Below are 15,399 nucleotides of genomic sequence, written 5' to 3'. Positions count from 1 at the left end.
GACCTTGTCCGCGAGGAGTTTCGCGCAGGCACCATCGGCATCCGGTACGCGCACCAGCAGGAAGTTGGCGCGCGACGGGAAAACGGTGACGCCGGGCAGGGCCGCCAGTGCGTTGGACAGCGCGGTGCGCGCCTCGTTCAGGGCGTCGGCCTGGGCGTTCAGCACGTCGACGTGGTCGAGCGCGAATTCGGCCGCGGCCTGGGTCAGGACATTCACGTTGTAGGGCGGGCGCACCTTGTCGAACTGCTCCAGCAGCTTGGGCGCGGCCGACATGTAGCCGAGGCGGATGCCGGCCAGGCCAAGCTTGGACAGGGTGCGCATCACCACCAGGTTGGGGTGTTGCGGCAGGCGCGCCATGAAGCTGGACTGGGCGAACGGCTCGTAGGCCTCGTCGACGATGGCGATGCCGGTGTCGCCCAGCGCCTCGATGACCGCCACCATGTCGGCTGCGTCGAACAGGTTGCCGGTCGGGTTGTTGGGGTAGGCCAGGAACACGGCGGCCGGCCGGTGCTCGGCGATCGCGGCCAGCATCGCAACCTTGTCGAGCGAGAAGTCGCTCTTGAGCGGCACGCCGACGAAGTCGCAGCCGGCCATCTGGGCCGAGCGCTGGAACATCACGAAGGCGGGCACCGGCGCCATGATCACGGCGCGCTTGTCGGTGCGCGCGACGGCGCTGGCGATGATGCTGATGATCTCGTCCGAGCCGTTGCCGAGGATGACGTCGTAGCCGCCTGGGACGCCCAGCTTCGCGCAGATCTTCTGCTTCAGCGTGGCGTAGCTAGGCACCGGGTAGCGGTTCAGCACCGCGTCCGCCAGCCGCGCACCCAGTTCGGCGCGCAGCGCGTCCGGCAGCTGGTACGGGTTCTCCATCGCGTCGAGCTTGATGTAGCCGCTGGCGTCCGGCACGTGGTAGCTGCCCATCGCGCGTACGTCGGGGCGGATGGTGTTGTCGATCAGCTTATCGATGAAAGTCATTCATTACTCCTGGTTGGCCGTGGCCAGCGGGCTGGCGGCCTTGCGTTTCGCCGCCTTGCGGACCGGTTCCGGCGCGGGACCGGCAAGGCGACTGTCGATGATGGCACAATATTCGGAATTCAGCTCGAAGCCGACGAAGTTGCGGCCGCAGCGCCGGGCTGCCAGCGCGGTGGTGCCGCTGCCCATGAAGGGGTCGAGCACCACGCCGCCGGGCGGGCATGAGGCCTTGACCATGCGCTCGATGATCTCGAGCGGCTTCTGGGTCGGATGGTCGGCGCGTTCCGGGTGCTCGCGGTGCAGGCGCGACACGCTCCACAGGTCCTTCGGGTTGTAGCCCACTTCCAGCCACTTGGCGCCGACGAAAATCGAGCGCGACCTGGCCTTCTTGGTGGCCGCGTCGTAGGGGATGCGCACGGCGTCGAGGTCGAAGTAGTAGTCCTTGCGGTTGACAAAAAAGCCAATGGTGTCGTGCACCGACGAGAAACTGCGCACGCTGCCGCCCATCGAGGGCACGCGGCGGTCCCAGATAATCTCGTTCATCATCGCCATGCGCTTCTTCAGCATCACGAAGATCTCGGGCGAGAAGCGCCAGGTCAGGAAGATGTACAGGCTGCCGTTGGGTTTCAGCTTGGGCAGGGCGGCGTCGATCCATTGCTCGGTCCAGGCCAGGTAGGCGTCGACGCTTTGCCGGTCGGATGCGTTGCCGTAGTCCTTGCCCAGGTTGTAGGGCGGGTCGGTCAGGATCAGGTCGACGGAACCGTCCGGGATGCGCGCGAGGCCTGTCAGCGCATCCTCGCAGAACACCTGGTTGATCCAGCCGCTCATGGCTGCTGCTTCAGGCGCAGTTCGGCGCTGCGGGCATGCGCCTGCAGGCCTTCGCCGTAAGCCAGTTCGGCCGCGACCTTGCCCAGCGTCTGGGCGCCCGCCTCGCTCACGAAAATGACGGAGGAGCGTTTCTGGAAGTCGTACACGCCCAGCGGCGACGAGAAGCGCGCGGTGCGCGAGGTCGGCAGCACGTGGTTCGGGCCGCAGCAGTAGTCGCCCAGCGACTCGGACGAGAAGCGGCCCAGGAACATCGCGCCCGCGTGGCGGATCTTGTCGGCCCACTGCTGCGGGTTCTCCGCCGAGATTTCCAGGTGTTCGGCGGCGATGGCGTTGGCGATCTCGCAGGCTTCATCCATGTCGCGTACCTTCACCAGCGCACCGCGGTCGGTCATCGAAGTGCGGATAGTCTCATGGCGCGGCATGGTCGGCAGCAGCTTGTGGATGCTCTCCTCGACGCGGGCGATGTAAGCAGCATCGGGGCACAGCATGATGGCCTGGGCCAGCTCGTCGTGCTCGGCCTGCGAGAACAGGTCCATCGCCACCCAGTCGGGGTCGGTGGTGCCGTCGCACAGCACCAGGATTTCGGACGGGCCGGCGATCATGTCGATGCCGACGGTGCCGAATACGCGGCGCTTGGCGGCGGCCACGTAGGCGTTGCCGGGGCCGACGATCTTGTCGACCGCCTGGATGGTGTCGGTGCCGTAGGCCAGCGCGCCGACCGCCTGGGCGCCGCCGATGGTGATCACGCGGGTGACGCCGGCGATCGCGGCGGCGGCCAGCACCATCTGGTTCTTCACGCCGTCCGGCGCCGGCACTACCATGATGATCTCGGCCACGCCCGCCACCTGCGCGGGAATCGCGTTCATCAGCACCGACGAGGGATAGGCAGCCTTGCCGCCCGGGACGTAGATGCCGACCCGGTCGAGCGGCGTGATGCGCTGGCCCAGCACGGTACCGTCAGGTTCGGTATAGCTGAAGCCCTGCAGCTCCTGCTTCTGGCGTTCGTGGAAGGATCGGATGCGCTGCGCGGCCACCTGCAGCGCCTCGCGCTGGGCCGCCGGCAGGCTGTCCAGCGCCGCCTGCAGCTCGGACTGGGGAATGTCGAAGCCTGCCATGCCCGCTTCGTTGCGGCGGTCGAAGCGGTTGGTGTATTCGACCACGGCGGCGTCGCCGCGCGCCTTGACGTCATGCAGGATCCTTGCGACCGCGCCCTCGATTGCTTCATCTGTCGAGGCTTCAAAAGCCAGCAACGCGGTGAGCTTGTTGTTGAAACCTGCTTCGCCTGAATCGAGTTTGCGGATCTGGATCGTCATGTCTTTAACTTTGTTTGCTTGAGGCGCGTTCGAACGCTTCGAGGATGGGTTGGAGTCGTTCCCGTTTCAGCTTCAGCGCGGCCTGGTTGACCACCAGGCGCGATGAAATCTCCATGATGGTCTCGACTTCGACCAGGTTATTGGCGCGCAGCGTGCTGCCGGTGGAGACCACGTCGACGATGGCGTCGGACAGGCCCACCAGCGGCGCCAGTTCCATCGAGCCGTACAGTTTGATCAGGTCGACGTGCACGCCCTTGGCGGCGAAGTGCTCGCGCGCCGTCTGCACGAACTTGGTGGCCACGCGCAGGCGCGCGCCCTGGCGCACCGCGGTCTCGTAGTCGAAACCGGCGTTGACCGCCACCGACATGCGGCAGCTGGCGATCTTCAGGTCGATGGGCTGGTACAGGCCTTCGCCGCCGTGCTCGAGCAGCACGTCCTTGCCGGCCACGCCGAAGTCCGCCGCGCCGTACTGCACATAGGTCGGCACGTCGCTGGCGCGCACGATGATCACGCGCACGCCGGGATCGTTGGTGTCGAGGATCAGCTTGCGCGAGGTTTCGGGATTCTCGAGCACGGTGATGCCTGCCGCTTCGAGCAGCGGCATGGTGTCCTCGAAGATGCGGCCTTTCGACAGCGCGAGGATGAGCTGGCGCTTGGCCGGGATCGTCGATGTGCTCATGGATTATTTGAGGCGGATGACATCTGCGCCGACTGCCGACAGCTTGGCTTCCATCCGGTCGTAGCCGCGGTCGAGGTGGTAGATGCGGTCGATCACGGTGGTGCCTTTGGCCACCATCGCGGCGATCACCAGCGAGGCCGAGGCGCGCAGGTCGGTCGCCATCACGGGCGCGCCCACCAGGCGGTCGACGCCCTTGATGTAGGCGGTGTTGCCCTCGGTCTGGATAGACGCGCCCAGGCGGTTCATCTCCTGCACGTGCATGAAGCGGTTTTCGAAGATGGTCTCGGTGACGCGGCTGGTGCCCGACGCGATGGTGTTGACGGCCATGAACTGGGCCTGCATGTCGGTCGGGAAGCCCGGGTACTCGGTGGTGCGGAACGACACCGGGCGAGGGCGCCCATCCATCGTGGCGCGGATCGAGTCGGCGCCGATGGTCATTTGCAGGCCCATCTCGCGCAGCTTGTCGAGCGCGACGTCGAAGATGTCGGTGCGGGTGTTGGTGATGGTGATGTCGCCGCCGGTGGCCGCCACGGCGCACAGGAAGGTGGCCGCCTCGATGCGGTCGGAGATGACGGCGTGTTTTGCGCCATGCAGTTCCGGCACGCCCTGGATCACCAGTCGGTCGGTGCCGATGCCTTCGATCTTCGCGCCCATGGCCACCAGCAGGTTGGCCAGGTCGGTTACTTCAGGCTCGCGCGCCGCGTTCTCGAGCACCGTTTCGCCTTCGGCCAGCGTCGCGGCCATCAGCAGGTTCTCGGTTCCGGTGACGGTGATCATGTCGGTGTGGATGCGCGCGCCCTTGAGCTTCTTGCACCTGGCGTAGATGTAGCCGCCTTCGATCGAGATCTCGGCGCCCAGCGCCTGCAGGCCCTTGATGTGCTGGTCGACCGGACGCGAACCGATCGCGCAGCCGCCCGGCAGCGACACCTTGGCTTCGCCGAAGCGCGCCAGCAGGGGGCCGAGCACCAGGATCGATGCGCGCATGGTCTTCACCAGCTCGTACGGCGCTTCCAGCTTGTTAATGGCGCTGCCGTTCAGGGTGACGCGCTCGTCGTCCTGCTCGACTTTCAGGCCGGTCTGCTCGAGCAGCTTGAGCATGGTCTTGACGTCGTGCAGGCGTGGCACGTTCGACAGTTCGAGGTCGCCCGCCGTCAGCAGGCCCGCGCACAGGATAGGAAGGGCAGCGTTCTTGGCGCCCGAAATGATGATCTCGCCGTTCAGGCGCTTGCCGCCAACAATCTGGAGCTTGTCCATGTCTTATCCTTGGTATTCAGCAGGGGTGAGGGTCTTCATCGACAGCGCGTGGATCTCTTCCCGCATGCGGTCGCCCAGCGCGGCGTATACCAGCTGGTGGCGCTGGATCAGGCGCTTGCCTTCGAACGCGGGGGACACGATCAGCGCGTTGAAGTGGCGGCCGTCGCCGTCGACTTCGAGATGGGTGCATACGAGGCCGTTGGCGATATAGCTTTGAATCAGTTCTGGTGTGGTTTCCACGATTGGTCCTCAGGAATTTAGTGGCGCAGCTTGTAGCCGCGCTGGAGCAGGTTGACGGCAAACGCCGCCAGCACCGCAAAGAATACTAGAACAATGCCAAGGCTGGTCCAGGGGGATACGTCGGACACCCCGAAGAAACCGTGGCGGAACCCGTCAATCATATAAAAGAACGGGTTGAAATGCGAGACCGCCTGCCAGAAGGGCGGCAGCGAGTGAATCGAGTAGAACACGCCGGCCAGGAAAGTGGCGGGCACGATCAGGAAATTCTGGAAAGCCGCCAGCTGGTCGAACTTCTCGGCCCAGATGCCGCAGATGACGCCCAGGGTGCCGAGGATGGCCGCGCCGATCAGGGCGAAGACGATGATCCACAGCGGCGCCACGAACGACAGGTCGGCAAACCAGGCGGTGATGATGAACACGCCCGCGCCGACCACCAGGCCGCGCGTGACGGAGGCCAGCACGTAGGCCGAAATGATCTCCCAGTGCGACAGCGGCGGCAGCAGGATGAACACCAGGTTGCCGGTGATCTTGGATTGAATCAGCGAGGACGAGGAGTTGGCGAAGGCGTTCTGCAGGACGCTCATCATCACCAGGCCGGGCACCAGGAAGGCGGTGTAGCTCACGCCCGGGTAGACCTCGACCCGGCCTTCGAGCACGTGACCGAAGATCAGCAGGTACAGCATGGCGGTCAGGATCGGTGCGGCGATGGTCTGGGTGGCGACCTTCCAGAAGCGCAGCGTCTCCTTGTACAACAGGGTCTGGAAGCCTACGGAAAAGAGGTTCATACCGTGCCACGCTCCATGATTTGCAAAAAGATGTCTTCCAGGTCGGCCTGCTGCAGCTGCATGTCGTCGATGACGGCGCCCGATTCGCGCAGGCGCGCGAGGATGGTTTCGACTTCGCTGTATTCGTTCACGCGCAGGCTGTAGCTGTTGCCCTGGGTGTGTTCGTCGTGCGAGACCAGGTGGCGCAGGCCGGCCGGGAGGTCGCCGCTGGCCAGGTGCACGTTCAGCTGCGAGCCGGAGATGCGGCGCAGCAGGGAGGACATCTTGTCGAGGGCGACCACCTTGCCGCCCTTGAGCATGGCGACGCGCTGGCACATGGCCTGGGCTTCTTCCAGGTAGTGGGTGGTCAGCACCACGGTGTGGCCTTCGCGGTTCAGGCGCGATATGAACTTCCACAGGGTCTGGCGCAGTTCGACGTCGACGCCGGCGGTCGGCTCGTCCAGCACGATGACGGGCGGCTTGTGCACCAGCGCCTGCGCCACCAGCACACGGCGCTTCATCCCGCCCGACAGCGAACGCATGTTGGCGTCGGCCTTGTTGGTCAGGTCGAGGTTTTCCATGACCTCGTCGATCCACTTGTCGTTGTTCTTCAGGCCGAAGTAACCCGACTGCAGGCGCAGCGTTTCGCGCACCGTGAAGAAAGGGTCGAACACCAGTTCCTGCGGCACCACGCCGAGCTTCTTGCGCGCTTCGCGGAAGTCTTTCACGACATCGTGGCCGTGGATCGAAATGCTGCCGGCGTCCGGGCGGATCAGGCCCGCGATGGTGGAAATCAGGGTGGTCTTGCCGGCGCCGTTGGGACCGAGCAGGCCGAAGAACTCGCCCTGTTCGATCGTCAGCGAAACGCCGCCCAGGGCCTTGAGGGACTTGTAGCTTTTTTCGACGTTGGTAATCTCGATCGCAGTCATGCTTTTCTTGGTGTGCGCCTGTATAGACAGCATGCCCGTACAGGACGTGCTTACTTCCGGACCCGAATAGGGAAACGTTCAATTATAGGGGAAATCAGGGGTGGGCGAGTTGGCCCGGGGAATACGCCGGCGGGTGGCCGGCGTCATGACGGCAAGGTCAATGGTGATGCAGGTCGGCGGGGCTGTCGATCAGGAAGTCGTCGACCCCGTACAGCTCGGTCAGGTGGAGCAGGGTTTCCGGGATGTTGATAAAGCTGAGCTCGGCGCCGGCCTTGCGCGCGGCGCGTTTCCACGCCAGCAGCACGGCCACGGCGGCCGAATCCGCGCTCTGGATGGCGCCGAGGTCGAATTCCGTCTGGCCATCCTTGAGCGCTTTGATGCCGCGCTCAAGTGCCGCCGAGGCATTTTCCACAGTGATGGAATCGATCGAGTGCACGCAGTCCCCGCTTACTTGGCTGCCTTGACCGGCTTGCTGGCGAGCTTCTTGTTGCGCTCGGCCAGTGCCTTGATCAGGCCGTCGATGCCCGACTTGTTGATCTCGGCGGCGAAGGTGCCCTTGTAGGTCTCGACCAGCCACGCGCCCAGCACGTTAATGTCGAAGATCTTCCAGCCGCCGCCGCTCTTGGACAGGCGGTAGTTCAGCTGGATCGGCTCGCCGCGGGTGACGTTGACCTGGGAACGCACTTCGACTTCCTGGTCGGCCGGGTCGGCGCGCAGGGGTTTGAACTCGACGGTTTCGTTCTTGATCTGCGACAGCGCGCCCGAGTAGGTGAAGATCAGCAGGGTCTTGAATTCGTTGGACAGCTGTTGTTGCTGCTCGGGAGTGGCCTGGCGCCAGAAGCGGCCGGCCGCCAGCGCGGTCATGCGCTGGAAATCGACGTGCGGCAGGATCTTGGATTCGACCAGGTCCATCACCCGCTTCTGGTTGCCGGCCTGGATTTCCTTGTCGGCCTTGGCGGATTCGATGACGTCGGTACTGATGCGCTTGATCAGCGCATCCGGTGCTTCTGCGGCCATCGCGCCGGCGGCGGCGAAGGCCATGGTGGCGGCTGCAAGTAGTTGTTTGATCAGTTTCATAAGCTCTTTTCTTTAATGTTTGCAAGTTTTCCGGGCTGCAACCCGCTCGCGTTGGCGGGCAGCATTACAGCGGTTAACTACTTCGAAGCGGTTTCGGATGACACGGGCTGGGTCGGGCCCGGATCGTCGGCGTAGGCGGAGCGGATCGAGCCGGCGTCGGATGGCGCATCCCCGGCCGCCGCTTTCTTGGCTTTCGGGTTGGCTTCGCCGTCGAACACCTGGCTCTCGCGCCGCTGCAGGAAGCCGTCGCGGATGAACACGTAGCGGTCGAGCGCGGCTTCTTCCAGCAGGTTGGACGCGTCCAGGATCTCGGCGCGCTTGTCGACGATGCGCAGCGCCGTGCCCATGTTGCGCACGTGGACAGGATCCTTGTAGTTCCACGGATCGGCGGCCAGGTCGAGCGGCAGGCCGGCGGTGTCGCGGATGGTCGACGGGCCCAGGATCGGCAGCATGAAGTAGGGGCCGCTCGGCACGCCCCAGCGGCCCAGAGTCTGGCCGAAGTCTTCGTTGTGCTTCTGCAGGCCGGCTTCGGACGCGATGTCGAGCACGCCAAGCAGGCCGAAGGTGGAGTTCATGGCGACGCGTGTGACGTCGCTCATGCCTTGCTCACCCTTGCCCTGCATCAGGTTGTTGGCGGCGGTCCAGACGTCGGACATGTTACCGAAGAAGTTGTTGACGCCGGTTTGCACGAAGCCCGGCAGCACGCGCTTGTAGGCGGTCGCGGCCGGTTTGAGGGCGGCGCGGTCGACCGCATCGTTGAACTGGAAGACGGCGCGGTTGTAGGGCTCGAGCGGGTCGGCCGGGTTGTTGGTGGCACAACCCGCCAGCGCCAGCGCGCAGGCGGCCAGCGCGGCGGCGCGCAGCGGCAGCTTGCGGGTGGAAACGGTTTCTAGCATGTGTTATTCCTTTTTGCCTTCGGCCGCCGAGCTGTAGATGAACCTGTTGATCAGGTCTTCCAGCACGGTGGCCGACTGGGTGCGCGAAATCCGGTCGCCATTTGCGAGATTGTTGAGATCGCCACCTGGTTCAATTCCGATGTACTGCTCGCCCAGCAAGCCGGCGGTCAGGATCTTGAGGGAGCTGTCCTTCGGAAACTTGTAGCCCGCCTGGAGTTCCAGCGTCACCAGCGCCTGGTAAGTCTTGTCGTCAAAGCCGATGGCGCCGACGCGTCCGACCACCACGCCGGCGCTCTTGACGGGCGCCTGCGGCTTGAGGCCGCCGATGTTGTCGAACTTGCCGGTCACGGCGTAGGTCTTGGCGAACGAGATGGTGCTCATGTTGCCCGCCTTGAGCGCGAGGAAGACCAGGGCGGCCAGCCCCAGCAGCACGAAGAGGCCAACCCAAACGTCAATGGTTTTGCGATGCATGATAGTTTCCTTGCTTTTCTTCTTACCCGGCGCAGCGTTGCCGGGTATAAATAATTAATTGAACATGATGGCGGTGAGCAGGAAATCCAGCCCCCAGACCATGAGCGATGCGATGACGACGGTGCGTGTGGTGGCGCGGGACACGTCTTCCGGCGTCGGCTGGGCGTGGTAGCCCTGGAACAGCGCGGTGAAGGTCACGGCGATGCCGAAGATGAAGCTCTTGAGTACGCCGTTGAGGATGTCGCCCTGGACATCGACGTTGGCCTGCATCTGCGACCAGAACGCGCCTTCGTCGACACCGATCAGCTGCACGCCGACCAGGTAGCCGCCCAGCACGCCGACGGCGCTGAAGATGGTGGCCAGCACCGGCATGGCGATCACGCCCGCCCAGAAGCGCGGCGCCAGCACGCGCTGGACCGGGTTAATCGCCATCATTTCCATCGCGGACAGTTGTTCGCCCGCCTTCATCAGGCCGATCTGGGCCGTGAGCGAGGTGCCGGCGCGGCCGGCGAACAGCAGCGCGGTCACCACCGGGCCCAGTTCGCGCACCAGCGACAGCGCGACCACCTGGCCCAGCTTCTGCTCGGCGCCGTAGGGCGTCAGCGTGATGTAGCCCTGCAAGCCCAGCACCATGCCGACGAACATGCCGGACACGATGATGATGATCAGCGAGTAGTTGCCGATGAAATGGATCTGCTCGGAAATCAGGGCGGGCCGGCGCAAGGCGCCAGGCGACAGCCGCAGCAGGGTGGCGAAGGAGCGGGTTGCAAAGCCGATGTGCTCGGCGCTTTCGCGCACGTAGCGGCCGATGGCTTCGAGCATATTCAATACCGGGTTCATGCGCGCGCTCCCAGGCCGAGGTCGTCGGCCAGCGACTTGCCCGGGTAGTGGAAGGGCACCGGGCCGTCCGGCGCGGCGTTGACGAACTGCTTCACGTACGGGTCGTCCGAGACGCGCAGGTCGGCCGGCGTGCCTTTCGCGACGATCTTGCCGGCGGACATGAAGTAGACGAAATCGGCGATGGCGAAGCACTCGTGGACGTCGTGCGAGACCAGGATCGAGGTCGAGCCGAGCGCGTCGTTGAGCTTGCGGATCAGGTTGGCGGTGACGCCCATCGAGATCGGGTCGAGGCCGGCGAATGGCTCGTCGTACATGATCAGTTCAGGGTCGAGCGCGACGGCGCGGGCGACGGCGACGCGGCGCGCCATGCCGCCCGAAATCTCGGCGGGTTTCAGCTTGGCCGCGTTGCGCAGGCCGACCGCGTTAAGCTTGAGCAGAACCAGGTCGCGGATCAGTTCCTGCGGCAGGTTGGTGTGCTCGCGCAGCGGGAAGGCGACGTTGTCGAACACCGACAGGTCGGTAAACAGGGCGCCGAACTGGAACAGCATCCCCATCTTGCGGCGCAGGCGGTACAGGCCCTTGGTGTCGAGCTGGTGGACCACTTCGCCAGCCACCGTGACGGTGCCGCGCTGGGGGCGGATCTGGCCGCCGATCAGGCGCAGGACCGTGGTCTTGCCGCATCCGGAACCGCCCATGACAGCCACAACCTTGCCACGTGGAAAGTCCATCTGCAGATCAGAGAGGATGGATCGGGTTCCATAAGCGAAGTGGAGATCGCGGATTTCTACGAGATTAGGCACGGACGGTGATCAGATTGGGGAATGCGGTATTGTAGTGCAGAAAGGGCAATCGCTGCTTGCGCCGGCCCATTTCCAGGCTGTGTCGCGACGCGATAATACAACACTACTAACCGGCGAGTCAGATATTTCCTGACGTAAGTGTTTGTTTTGGTTAAGAATTATACCACCAAACACGTATGTATGCATATGCCAGTTCGACCACCGCTTGCGGCCGGTCAACGCATACTCTTTTGCAACGCCCCCCCCGTCCAGCGCAATGTTGGTGCGCCGCACCACGACCCCATTGAAACAATCGGGGTCAGAAACAATCGGGGTCAGACCACCATTTCCGCAATGTTTCGGAAATGGTGGTCTGACCCCGATTTAAGCAACGCTTTAGATTAGCGCGGAAGGATCGAGCTGCCCATCAGGAATTCATCGACGGCGCGCGCTGCCTGGCGGCCTTCACGGATCGCCCACACCACCAGCGATTGCCCGCGGCGCATGTCGCCTGCCGTAAAGACATTCGGCGCCGAGGTCTTGTAGCAGCCTTCGCCGTCGGTCGTGGCGCGCGCGTTGCCGCGGGCGTCCTTGTCGACGTTGAAGGCGGTCAGGACTTGCGGTACCGGCGAAACGAAGCCCATCGCCAGCAGCACCAGGTCGGCCTTCATCTCGAATTCGGAGTCCGGCACTTCCGTCATCTTGCCGTCCTTCCATTCGACGCGGCAGGCGATCAGCTTTTCTACCTTGCCGCCCTTGCCTTCGAAACGCTTGGTCGCTACCGCCCAGTCGCGCTCGCAGCCTTCCTCGTGCGAGGACGAGGTGCGCAGCTTGGTCGGCCAGTACGGCCATACCATCGGCTTGTTTTCCTGTTCCGGCGGCATCGGCATCAGCTCGAATTGCGTCACCGATGCTGCGCCGTGGCGGTTCGAGGTGCCGACGCAGTCGGAGCCGGTATCGCCGCCGCCGATCACGACCACATGCTTGCCGGCCGCCTTGATCTGGTCCTTGACCTTGTCGCCCGCGTTGACCTTGTTTTGCAGCGGCAGGAAGTCCATCGCGAAGTGCACACCCTTGAGCTCGCGCCCAGGCACCGGCAGGTCGCGCGGCTGCTCGGCGCCGCCACACAGCACCACGGCGTCGAAGTCTTTTTCCAGGTCTTCAGGGAAAATCGTTTCCTTCGCCCAGTTGTTGACCGAGGCAGGGAAGTCCTTGCCGATCAATACGCTGGTACGGAAAGTCACGCCTTCAGCTTCCATTTGTTCGACACGGCGGTCGATGTGGTGCTTTTCCATCTTGAAGTCGGGGATGCCGTAACGCAGCAGGCCGCCGATGCGGTCGCTCTTCTCGAAGACCGTCACCGCGTGGCCGGCGCGCGCCAGCTGCTGCGCGGCCGCCAGGCCCGCAGGGCCCGAACCGACGATGGCGACCTTCTTGCCGGTCAATGCTTCCGGCGGCTGCGGTACCACCCAGCCGTGCTCCCAGCCGGTGTCGATGATCTTGTGCTCGACCGACTTGATGCCGACCGGGTCTTCCGAGATGCCCAGGGTGCAGGCCGATTCGCAGGGCGCCGGGCAGATGCGGCCGGTGAACTCTGGGAAGTTGTTGGTCGAGTGCAGGTTGTCGAGCGCCGCACGGTAGTGGCCGTGATACACCAGGTCGTTCCAGTCCGGAATGATGTTGTTGACCGGGCAGCCCGTGTGGCAGAACGGGATGCCGCAGTCCATGCAGCGCGCGGTCTGGTGCTTGGCCTGCGAGTCGCTCAGGTGCAGCACGAATTCCTTGTAGTTCTTGAGCCGGATGGCGGGTTCAAGGTGCGCTTCTTCTTCACGCGCAAATTCCATAAAGCCGGTGATTTTACCCACGATATTTCCTCAGTAATTTGTTCTTAAGCGGCGATCTTTTCAGCAGCTTCTTCCATGCTGCTGTTGTGCATCTCTTCAAGCGCCCGCTTGTATTCGGTCGGGAACACCTTGACGAACTTGCCGCGTGCGCTGGCCCAGTCGTCGAGCAGGTTGCGCGCGCGCGTGCTGCCGGTGTGCTTGAAGTGGCGCTCGATCAGACGTTTCAGGATCGCTTCGTCCGATTCGCGCTCGCCGTCGCGGGTCTGGCTGTGCCAGCCTGCCTTGTCGGCCTGTTCCTTGGCGCTGAGCACAGGCTCGAGGTTGACCATCGCGGTGTTGCATTTCTTTTCGAAGTCGCCCGTCGGATCGTACACAAACGCCAGTCCGCCCGACATGCCCGCCGCGAAGTTGCGGCCGGTGGCGCCCAGCACGACGACGGTGCCGCCGGTCATGTATTCGCAGCCATGGTCGCCGCAGCCTTCGACGATCGCCGTGGCGCCGGAGTTACGCACCGCGAAGCGTTCGCCAGCGACGCCGTTGAAGAAGGCTTCGCCCGCGATCGCGCCGTACAGCACGGTGTTGCCGACGATGATGTTGTCCACCGCCCAGCCGCGGAACTCGGTGTTCGGACGCACGATGATGCGGCCGCCCGACAGGCCCTTGCCTACGTAGTCGTTGCCTTCGCCGACCAGGTCGATGGTGATGCCCGCCGCCAGGAAGGCCGCGGCCGACTGGCCCGCCGTGCCTTGCAGCTGGATGTGGATGGTGTCGTCCGGCAGCCCGGCATGGCCGTAGCGCTTGGCGACTTCACCCGACAGCATCGCGCCGACGGTGCGGTTGACGTTGCGCACCGGCGAGATGAACGATACGCGTTCGCCCTTTTCCAGCGCGGCGCGCGCCTGCGTGATCAGCTTGTTGTCCAGCGCCTTGACCAGGCCGTGGTCCTGGAACTCGTTGTGGTACAGCGCCAGCAGGGTGTCGGTCTTCGGCTGGTAGAAGATGTTGGAGAAGTCCAGGCCCTGCGCTTTCCAGTGGGTGATCGCCTTCGACTTGTCGAGCAGGTCGGCGCGGCCGATCAGTTCCTGGAAGGTGCGGATGCCCAGTTGCGCCATCAGCTGGCGCGCTTCTTCGGCGACGAAGAAGAAGTAGTTGACCACGTGCTCAGGCTTGCCCTGGAACTTCGCGCGCAGCACCGGGTCCTGCGTGGCGACGCCGACCGGGCAGGTATTCAGGTGGCACTTGCGCATCATGATGCAGCCTTCCACCACCAGCGGCGCGGTGGCGAAGCCGATTTCGTCGGCGCCCAGCATCGCTGCGATCACGACGTCGCGGCCGGTCTTCATCTGGCCGTCGGCCTGTACGCGGATACGGCTGCGCAGGCCATTGAGCACCAGCGTCTGCTGGGTTTCGGCCAGGCCCAGTTCCCACGGCGTGCCTGCGTGCTTCACGGACGACAGCGGCGAGGCGCCGGTGCCGCCGTCATGGCCGGCCACCACCACGTGGTCGGCCTTGGCCTTGGTGACGCCCGCGGCCACGGTGCCGATGCCCACTTCCGACACCAGCTTCACCGAGATCGACGCGGCCGGGTTGACGTTCTTCAGGTCGTGGATCAGCTGCGCCAGGTCTTCGATCGAGTAGATGTCGTGGTGCGGCGGCGGCGAAATCAGGCCGACACCAGGCACCGAGAAGCGCAGGCTGGCGATGTAGTCCGAGACCTTGTGGCCCGGCAGCTGGCCGCCTTCGCCAGGCTTGGCGCCCTGGGCCATCTTGATCTGGATCTGGTCGGCCGAGTTCAGGTACTCGGCGGTGACGCCGAAGCGGCCGGAGGCCACCTGCTTGATGCGCGAGCGCAGCGAGTCGCCTTCCTGCAGCGGGATGTCGGCAACCACGCGGTTCGTACCCAGCACCGACGCCATGGTCTCGCCCTGCTTGATCGGGATGCCTTTCAGTTCCTGCGTGTAGCGCGCCGGATCCTCGCCGCCTTCGCCGGTGTTCGACTTGCCGCCAATGCGGTTCATCGCGATCGCCAGCGTGGCGTGGGCTTCGGTGCTGATCGAGCCAAGCGACATCGCGCCGGTGGCGAAGCGCTTGACGATTTCCTTGGCCGGCTCGACTTCTTCCAGCGGGATCGCGCGGGTCGGGTCGAGCTTGAATTCGAACAGGCCGCGCAGGGTCAGGTGGCGCTTCGACTGGTCGTTGATCAGCTGTGCGTATTCTTTATAGGTCGAGAAGTTGTTGCTGCGGGTGGAGTGCTGCAGCTTGGCGATCGCGTCCGGCGTCCACATGTGGTCTTCGCCGCGCACGCGGAAGGCGTACTCGCCGCCGGCGTCGAGCTTGTCGTCCAGCAGCGGGTCGTCGCCGAATGCCAGCGTGTGCAGGCGCAGCGCTTCTTCGGCGACGTCGAACAGGCTGATGCCCTGGATGTTGGACGGGGTGCCCTTGAAGTAGCGGTCGACCATGGCCTTGTCGAGGCCCACGGCTTCGAAGATCTGCGCGCCGCAGTAGGACATGTA

16 protein-coding genes are annotated in these 15,399 nt (G+C 64.4%); all 16 read right to left on the bottom strand.

Annotation, left to right across the window (positions count from 1 at the left end; all coding sequences use genetic code 11):
* Positions 1-975: pyridoxal phosphate-dependent aminotransferase (locus D3872_RS24480; protein WP_119813204.1), on the bottom strand; the 975-nt coding region annotated here is incomplete at its 3' end.
* 3 nt (positions 976-978) lie between these two features.
* On the bottom strand, positions 979-1,800 hold the full coding sequence (locus tag D3872_RS24475; RefSeq protein ID WP_119813203.1) for a DNA-methyltransferase: 822 nt from the start codon (positions 1,798-1,800) through the stop codon (positions 979-981).
* The gene (hisD, locus tag D3872_RS24470; RefSeq protein WP_119813202.1) at positions 1,797-3,113 is read right to left on the bottom strand and encodes a histidinol dehydrogenase; all 1,317 of its coding nucleotides are present in this window, start codon (positions 3,111-3,113) and stop codon (positions 1,797-1,799) included. The genes D3872_RS24475 and hisD overlap by 4 nt, the downstream gene beginning before the upstream one ends.
* A 4-nt stretch (positions 3,114-3,117) precedes the next feature.
* Positions 3,118-3,792, bottom strand: coding sequence for an ATP phosphoribosyltransferase (gene hisG / locus D3872_RS24465; RefSeq protein WP_119813201.1), 675 nt, complete (start codon positions 3,790-3,792; stop codon positions 3,118-3,120).
* 3 nt (positions 3,793-3,795) lie between these two features.
* On the bottom strand, positions 3,796-5,046 hold the full coding sequence (gene murA, locus D3872_RS24460) for a UDP-N-acetylglucosamine 1-carboxyvinyltransferase (RefSeq protein ID WP_119813200.1): 1,251 nt from the start codon (positions 5,044-5,046) through the stop codon (positions 3,796-3,798).
* A gap of 3 nt (positions 5,047-5,049) precedes the next feature.
* Positions 5,050-5,286, bottom strand: a complete 237-nt coding sequence (locus tag D3872_RS24455; RefSeq protein ID WP_119813199.1) for a BolA family protein — start codon at positions 5,284-5,286, stop codon at positions 5,050-5,052.
* Between the two features lie 17 nt (positions 5,287-5,303).
* Positions 5,304-6,071 carry an ABC transporter permease gene (locus tag D3872_RS24450; RefSeq protein WP_119813198.1) on the bottom strand — a complete coding sequence of 256 codons (768 nt, stop codon included), beginning with the start codon at positions 6,069-6,071 and terminating at the stop codon, positions 5,304-5,306.
* A complete protein-coding gene (locus D3872_RS24445; RefSeq protein WP_119813205.1) occupies positions 6,068-6,979 on the bottom strand; it encodes an ABC transporter ATP-binding protein in 912 nt (303 codons plus the stop codon). Before D3872_RS24445 ends, D3872_RS24450 begins: the two co-directional genes overlap by 4 nt.
* 157 nt (positions 6,980-7,136) lie before the next feature.
* Complete coding sequence (locus tag D3872_RS24440) at positions 7,137-7,415, bottom strand: STAS domain-containing protein (protein ID WP_119813197.1); 279 nt, start codon at positions 7,413-7,415, stop codon at positions 7,137-7,139.
* A gap of 11 nt (positions 7,416-7,426) precedes the next feature.
* Positions 7,427-8,056, bottom strand: a complete 630-nt coding sequence (locus tag D3872_RS24435) for an MlaC/ttg2D family ABC transporter substrate-binding protein (RefSeq protein ID WP_119813196.1) — start codon at positions 8,054-8,056, stop codon at positions 7,427-7,429.
* Positions 8,057-8,133: 77 nt separating this feature from the next.
* The gene (locus tag D3872_RS24430; RefSeq protein WP_119813195.1) at positions 8,134-8,952 is read right to left on the bottom strand and encodes an MlaA family lipoprotein; all 819 of its coding nucleotides are present in this window, start codon (positions 8,950-8,952) and stop codon (positions 8,134-8,136) included.
* Between the two features lie 3 nt (positions 8,953-8,955).
* Positions 8,956-9,423 carry an outer membrane lipid asymmetry maintenance protein MlaD gene (mlaD, locus tag D3872_RS24425; RefSeq protein ID WP_119813194.1) on the bottom strand — a complete coding sequence of 156 codons (468 nt, stop codon included), beginning with the start codon at positions 9,421-9,423 and terminating at the stop codon, positions 8,956-8,958.
* Between the two features lie 54 nt (positions 9,424-9,477).
* On the bottom strand, positions 9,478-10,245 hold the full coding sequence (mlaE, locus tag D3872_RS24420) for a lipid asymmetry maintenance ABC transporter permease subunit MlaE (protein WP_119813193.1): 768 nt from the start codon (positions 10,243-10,245) through the stop codon (positions 9,478-9,480).
* A gap of 14 nt (positions 10,246-10,259) precedes the next feature.
* Positions 10,260-11,063 (bottom strand): ABC transporter ATP-binding protein, encoded by an 804-nt coding sequence (locus tag D3872_RS24415; RefSeq protein WP_119813192.1) that lies wholly within the window; start codon positions 11,061-11,063, stop codon positions 10,260-10,262.
* A 380-nt stretch (positions 11,064-11,443) separates the two neighbouring features.
* The gene (locus D3872_RS24410; protein WP_119813191.1) at positions 11,444-12,907 is read right to left on the bottom strand and encodes a glutamate synthase subunit beta; all 1,464 of its coding nucleotides are present in this window, start codon (positions 12,905-12,907) and stop codon (positions 11,444-11,446) included.
* A 23-nt stretch (positions 12,908-12,930) separates the two neighbouring features.
* Positions 12,931-15,399: glutamate synthase-related protein (locus D3872_RS24405; protein WP_238473859.1), on the bottom strand; the 2,469-nt coding region annotated here is incomplete at its 5' end.

This window comes from Massilia cavernae (genome assembly GCF_003590855.1).
Lineage (GTDB): Bacteria > Pseudomonadota > Gammaproteobacteria > Burkholderiales > Burkholderiaceae_D > Telluria_A > Telluria_A cavernae.
The sequence above is the reverse complement of the archived record's forward strand: the minus strand, read 5'-3'. Positions and strand labels throughout refer to the sequence as shown.